The following is a 5,233-nucleotide window of genomic DNA, read 5'->3' as shown; positions in this document are numbered from 1 at the left end:
CGACGGCCTCGACGCCACGCCGAATCCACCCGGCGTCGGTGCGGTCGCGTCCGTCGAGGTGGTGGCCGGCAGCGAGCCGGCCAACCCAGCGGGCGACCCGGTACCAGCCGTGGAGGTCGACGTGGACGATGCCGCGCATCGCTCAGGGCCCCGTGATCGCGTCGAGGTCGACGGGCTCCGGCTCGATCGACGCGGCGAGCCCGTCCAGGGGGTCCTCGTCGTCGAGGCGGCGGGCGTCGACGTGCAGCGCCGGGTCGGGCGCGGGATCGGCGTGGAGCTCCACCGGGGCGGGGGTGAACGCCGAGGTCGGGGGCTTGTCGGGCTCCGGGTCGGGCTCGAGGTTTTCGGGGTCGGGGTCGGCGGCGGGCTCCGGGGCGGCCCGCCGGACCCAGCCGGTGGGCTCGGTGCGGGCGACCACGATCCACACCGGGATCAGGGCGAGCGCGAGCAGCGCGAACCCGAGGCCGACGGTCGGGCCGTGCAGCAGCGCGATCATGACGCCGTCGCCTCACGTGCGGCCCGCACACGGGCGGCGAGGTCCGCACGGCTGCCCCGTACCGGCACACCCTCGGCCCGTGCGACGTCACGGAGGGCGTCACGGGGCAGCTCATCCAGCTCGTCGGTGACCGCACGCAGTGCGGGTGTGGTGTTCACGGTGCGCCGCTCCGGTGCCGTTGGCGGCGACACCCGTGCGGGCGAACGGTGATCGGACAGGGACCCGGGCATCTCGTTGTAACGCGGCCAGCAGGAGGTGATCAGGTGTTCCTCGACTGCCAGTGCGGCGGCACGGGTGGGGTAGGTCCGCACGATCAGGTCGGCGACCTCACCCCACCAGTCCGCACGTCGGTGGTGACGTAGCCGCTGCGGGAGGTCGTTGGTGATCCCCACGCGGAGCAGCTCGTCGTTCGCCCCGAGCAGCTGGTAGAGGACGGTCGGGTCGCTCTCCTGCTGGACCCCGATCCCGAACTCCTCGGCGATCGTGGCGACGGTCTCGGCAGGTAGCGCCATCCGTAGGCCGTCCTCGACGGCCTCGGCGTCGCTCCACTCGTCCTGCCGCTGCTGGTGCAGGACCACGAGGGCGATGAGCAGTAGGCAGTCGATGAGGACCGGTAGGACGACCGCCTGCCACGTCGGCACCCCCACCGACGTGACGAGCACGACGAGATGCACCCACGACCAGAGCCCGGTGCACGCCAGGACGACGACGGTGAGCCCGTTGTGCGCGGCCCGCACCGTGCGGGACGCCGGGCGGTATCGCTGCTCGATGGCGATGTGCACGGTGAGGCAGAACATCAGGGGTGCGGAGATGCCCGCGATGATCAGGGTGGGGTCGGCGTGTGCGGTGGCGAGGTTGGCGTAGACGTACAGCCCGACGGGGAGGAGGACCGCGCACCACGCCTGCACGGTCAGCCACCGGCGGCGGCGCACGCCCACGCGTGCGGACACGGGGGGTGCGGAACGGTTCATGTGACGCACTGTCCCACAATGGGACGACCCCTGTCCCACAGTGGGACCACCCGGGTCAACCCCGGGCCGCGGGGAGCTACGTCGAGGGCGGCGCCTCGGCCCACCGTTGCGCGGAGGACTTCGGGATGCCGGTCGCGGCTTCGATCTCCCGCCACTCCACCCCGGCTTCACGTAGGGCGGCGAACACCGGGCGCCCAAAGCGGGTGTTGTCCTCGCGGCGACGTCTCAGCTCACGCCCGGCCGCGAGGAGGTCGGCGACGAGATCACCGGTCCGGGAGTCGCCGAGCAGCTCGACCAGGGCCTCGTCTAGGCCGGGGGTGGGCTCCACTTCGCCAGCGTCCCATAGTGGGTCCGGATCAGCGATCCGACCCGTCTGCCGTCTGCCGGTGTGCCGTCAGCCGTCGGACAGGTCTCCCGTCAGCCGGTTTGCCGTCTGACGGTCCCCCGTCATGCGGTAGCTAGGCGCCCGACTAGTCGGTCGGCAGTCTGGGGGGAGTGAGTGCCGGACCTACTACCGGCGGGCCCGCGTCGTCAGGTCCGCGGTGATCCGCCCGGCGACCCGCTCCGCTAGCTCCGGGTCGTCGTCGACCAGCGCCACCACCGCCCGCAGCACATCCGCCCGCGACGGATAGCGCCCCGCCGCCAACCGCCCCACCCGACGCATCGAGTCCGTCACCCGCTCGAACCGGGTCACCGTCACCTGATCGAGGACCGCCGTCCACTTCACCGGCCGCCCCGTGTCGTCGTCGTCGGGGACCGCGGCGACCGGCCGGGTCTTGCGGGTGGCGGCGGCCCCGAGCCCAGAGCTACGCGTCGGCATGGGTGGTGTCCTCCTCGGCGGGCGCGAGCAGCTCCACCGCGAGATCGCGGTAGGCCCCGAGCTGGGCGGGGACCCGCCCGTACATCGCGGCGTACCGCTCGGCGAGCGGGATCACCGTGTCCAGCACCGGCAGGTCGATGTCCTCGGCCTCGGCGCGGGCGGTCCGCCCCGACCGGGTCGAGAGCCGCACGAACGTCAGCAGCAGCGCGAACGACAGCGGCTGCCGGGTCTGCGCCGCGGTGATCAGGTCGAGGGCCGGGCCCAGCTCGGCGAAGTCGGCCTTGCGGGGGGCGGTGGGGATGATCGCGGTGTCGCAGAGCCGCAGCACCGACCGGGATAGCTCGGGGCGCTTCGGGCCGAGGTCGAACAGGACGTGGTCGTAGCCGTCGAGCGATGACCGGGTGATGTGGCTCGACCATTGGGCGGTGGCGAGGTTCGCCGGCCACGGGTCGCCGGTGTCTTCGGCCTCCCCGCGCCACGCGGTCGCCGACCACTGGGGGTCGTCGCAGTCCACGAGCAGCACCGGCGGGGCGTCGTCGCCGGTGGCGAGCGCGAGCGCGACCGCAACCGAGGTTGTGGTTTTCCCTACCCCGCCCTTGAGAGCTAGAACCGCGAGGCGCATAGGGCGACACCTTGGCCGTCGCCCCGTCACACCGTCAACCGGCATCCCGTCACACCGTCGGCCGTCGTGCCGTCGGACGGGTCGCCGTCAGACGGTATGCCGTCAGCCGTCAGATTCCCTCGGTAAACCGCTAGCCCGAGGCTCACCTAGGGACTAGACTAGCTGTAGAAGGATCGCCCGAGAGGACCCGCCGCCATGACCGCAAACATCGAACTCCTCCGCCAGGTGATGACCCACATCGAAGAGTTCCCCGAGGTCTGGGACATGACCGGCTACCGCCCCACCGACGGCCACCTCGTCATCGACCACACCGCCGACGTCCACTCCCGGACCCTCGGGATCGTCCCCTCGCACGACGACCGCACCAACCACACCAACCACTAAGGACCCGCCGCCATGGGAGATCGAGCCAACATCTATCTGGAACTGCCGACCGGCTACGCGCCGGACAGCCCGAAGGGGGGCGTCTACCTCTACACGCACTGGAACGGCTCCGAGTGGCCCGAGCGGCTACGTGAGGCCCTCGCGTTCGGCGCGAACCGCTGGACCGACGACCAGTACCTCGCTCGGATCATCACCTCGCGCGTGTTCGCTGACCTCGTCGACGGCGAGATGGGCGGGGGCCTGAGCCTGGCCCTCGGGGACAACTCGCATCCGATCATCGTGGTCGAGGTCGCCGACCAGACCGTCAGCTTCGCCGACGAGGACGACGAGACCGACCGCGACAAGAGGTACGGCCGGGTGTCCTTCGCCGAGTACGTGGCCCAGGTCCGGGCGTCGTACCCGGCACGCGCGCCTCACCTGACCTGACTGATCGACTCCCCCCGTGGCCCCTCGTTCGCAGCGTCCGCGACCGCCACGGGTGCACGGGCCCGCCCCCGACGCTGGGGGCGGGCCGCCCACCAACCCCACCGACCCCCAGGAAAGGGGTGAGTTCCGATGATGAAGACCTGGCGGGAGCAGGCCGCGTGCCGCGACCTCGACCCTGAGCTGTTCTTCCCTGCCTCCGACGAGGACACCCCGAAGGGCCGCGGCGACCGCGACGCCGCTAAGGCGGTGTGTGCCGGCTGCCCGGTCCGGGCGCAGTGCCTGGCGTTCGGGCTGGATGAGCCGGTCGGGGTGTGGGGTGGGCTGTCCGAGTCTGAGCGTCGCGCTGTCCGGCGCGGCGTGACCGTCGACGCGCCGCCGGAGCCGCTGGCTCCGGCGGCGTGACAGGAGAATCCCCGATGCACTACGTAGCCCTCGTGCTGATCCCCGCCGACGGAGACGTCGACACCCGCGTCGCCGAGGCGATGCACCCCTACGACGAGAACCGCGAGATCGAGAAGGCGACCGACGAGGACGGGGAGGTCTACTGGACGAACCCCGTCTCGTTCTGGGACTGGTGGCAGGTCGGCGGTCGCTGGACCGGGCTGCTCTCGGGCTACGACCCGGACGCCGACCCCGCCCTGACCGAGCGGTGCTGGCTATGCCACGGCACCGGCCGCCGCGACGACGAGGTGGGGCGCCGAGCCCGCGAGCGCAATCCCGCCTACGGCTGCAACGGCTGCAACGGGAAGGGGCGGTCACGGATGTGGCCGACCGAGTGGCCTCGCCGCGACGACGACGTGATGCCCGCCGCCGCTGCCCTCGCCGCGCTGCGCGACGACCCGGAGAAGGCGCCCTCCACCTTCGTCGTCCACGACTCGGAGCATGTCGCTGAGGACGTGGGCGGGATGGTCGCGTTGATAGAGCGCACGATCGTCGCCCGCCACGCCGCTGGTCACGACGGCGACCGGATCGTCGTCGTCGACTACCACTGTTGAGACACCGCCAAACTGAGGAGAACCCCTGATGACCAACATCGAGTTGCTTAGCACCGTCAACGACCACATCCGGAAGTTCCCCGACCTGCACAACCAGGCCTGCTGGGCGGAGGGTGTCGCCATCGACTCCGTCGACTGGATTGGCGCCCGGGAGACGGAGGCCGATCTGCGGGCGGGGGAGGTGTGCGGGACGGCGTTCTGCTTCGCGGGGTGGGCGGCGCTGCTCGACGGCTGGCACCAGTGCCGCGGCGACTGTGAGTCGTTCGTGGTCGACGAGACCGGCCACGTCCAGCACATGGAGTACGCGGCCCGGGAGTCCCTCGGGCTCACCGCCGTGCAGGCCGATTACCTGTTCGACGGGGGCAACACCCAGGAGTTGATCGACCGGTATGTCGCGGCGATCGTCGCCGACCCGGCCACGACCGGCGACGACCTGGCGTACATCTGGATGGCCTATCTCGACGAGGGCTGAGCGAGATCCTTTAGCAACTACGGGGCGGCACCATAGAGTGTCGTCCC

The 5,233-nt window shown here is 71.3% G+C and carries 10 protein-coding genes; 5 read left to right on the top strand and 5 right to left on the bottom strand.

Annotated elements, in window-relative coordinates:
- Positions 1-142: 142 nt before the first annotated feature.
- The 5 genes from VGH76_RS15305 to VGH76_RS15285 form a co-directional block, all read right to left on the bottom strand.
- Entirely contained in the window at positions 143-496 is a 354-nt protein-coding gene (locus VGH76_RS15305) for a hypothetical protein (protein WP_331557556.1), read from the bottom strand.
- Positions 493-1,446 (bottom strand): GIY-YIG nuclease family protein, encoded by a 954-nt coding sequence (locus tag VGH76_RS15300; RefSeq protein ID WP_331557554.1) that lies wholly within the window; start codon positions 1,444-1,446, stop codon positions 493-495. The genes VGH76_RS15305 and VGH76_RS15300 overlap by 4 nt, the downstream gene beginning before the upstream one ends.
- 97 nt (positions 1,447-1,543) lie before the next feature.
- Entirely contained in the window at positions 1,544-1,795 is a 252-nt protein-coding gene (locus tag VGH76_RS15295; RefSeq protein WP_331557552.1) for a hypothetical protein, read from the bottom strand.
- A gap of 183 nt (positions 1,796-1,978) precedes the next feature.
- A complete protein-coding gene (locus VGH76_RS15290) occupies positions 1,979-2,287 on the bottom strand; it encodes a hypothetical protein (protein WP_331557551.1) in 309 nt (102 codons plus the stop codon).
- Positions 2,274-2,909 carry a ParA family protein gene (locus VGH76_RS15285; protein ID WP_331557550.1) on the bottom strand — a complete coding sequence of 212 codons (636 nt, stop codon included), beginning with the start codon at positions 2,907-2,909 and terminating at the stop codon, positions 2,274-2,276. Before VGH76_RS15285 ends, VGH76_RS15290 begins: the two co-directional genes overlap by 14 nt.
- Before the next feature lie 195 nt (positions 2,910-3,104).
- Here VGH76_RS15285 and VGH76_RS15280 point away from each other — a divergent pair, with 195 nt between their 5' ends.
- The 5 genes from VGH76_RS15280 to VGH76_RS15260 all read left to right on the top strand — a co-directional run bounded on the left by VGH76_RS15280 (position 3,105) and on the right by VGH76_RS15260 (position 5,186).
- On the top strand, positions 3,105-3,293 hold the full coding sequence (locus VGH76_RS15280) for a hypothetical protein (RefSeq protein WP_331557548.1): 189 nt from the start codon (positions 3,105-3,107) through the stop codon (positions 3,291-3,293).
- A 12-nt stretch (positions 3,294-3,305) separates the two neighbouring features.
- Positions 3,306-3,719, top strand: coding sequence for a hypothetical protein (locus VGH76_RS15275; protein ID WP_331557546.1), 414 nt, complete (start codon positions 3,306-3,308; stop codon positions 3,717-3,719).
- Between the two features lie 129 nt (positions 3,720-3,848).
- Positions 3,849-4,121 (top strand): WhiB family transcriptional regulator, encoded by a 273-nt coding sequence (locus tag VGH76_RS15270; RefSeq protein WP_331557545.1) that lies wholly within the window; start codon positions 3,849-3,851, stop codon positions 4,119-4,121.
- A gap of 14 nt (positions 4,122-4,135) precedes the next feature.
- On the top strand, positions 4,136-4,714 hold the full coding sequence (locus VGH76_RS15265) for a hypothetical protein (protein WP_331557544.1): 579 nt from the start codon (positions 4,136-4,138) through the stop codon (positions 4,712-4,714).
- 28 nt (positions 4,715-4,742) lie between these two features.
- Positions 4,743-5,186: a hypothetical protein gene (locus tag VGH76_RS15260; RefSeq protein ID WP_331557543.1), complete on the top strand. Its 444-nt coding sequence runs from the start codon at positions 4,743-4,745 to the stop codon at positions 5,184-5,186.
- Positions 5,187-5,233 lie beyond the last annotated feature (47 nt).

Origin of the sequence: Actinomycetospora sp. (assembly GCF_036497585.1) — a bacterium.
Classification (GTDB): Bacteria; Actinomycetota; Actinomycetes; order Mycobacteriales; family Pseudonocardiaceae; genus Actinomycetospora.
This window is presented reverse-complemented; position numbering and strand designations above follow the sequence as displayed.

Bases quoted from the DNA above. Each gene is read 5' to 3' on its own strand.
- VGH76_RS15305 (WP_331557556.1), bottom strand. From the start codon at position 496: ATGATCGCGCTGCTGCACGGCCCGACCGTCGGCCTCGGGTTCGCGCTG.
- VGH76_RS15290 (WP_331557551.1), bottom strand. From the start codon at position 2,287: ATGCCGACGCGTAGCTCTGGGCTCGGGGCCGCCGCCACCCGCAAGACC.
- VGH76_RS15285 (WP_331557550.1), bottom strand. From the start codon at position 2,909: ATGCGCCTCGCGGTTCTAGCTCTCAAGGGCGGGGTAGGGAAAACCACA.
- VGH76_RS15280 (WP_331557548.1), top strand. From the start codon at position 3,105: ATGACCGCAAACATCGAACTCCTCCGCCAGGTGATGACCCACATCGAA.
- VGH76_RS15275 (WP_331557546.1), top strand. From the start codon at position 3,306: ATGGGAGATCGAGCCAACATCTATCTGGAACTGCCGACCGGCTACGCG.
- VGH76_RS15270 (WP_331557545.1), top strand. From the start codon at position 3,849: ATGATGAAGACCTGGCGGGAGCAGGCCGCGTGCCGCGACCTCGACCCT.
- VGH76_RS15265 (WP_331557544.1), top strand. From the start codon at position 4,136: ATGCACTACGTAGCCCTCGTGCTGATCCCCGCCGACGGAGACGTCGAC.
- VGH76_RS15260 (WP_331557543.1), top strand. From the start codon at position 4,743: ATGACCAACATCGAGTTGCTTAGCACCGTCAACGACCACATCCGGAAG.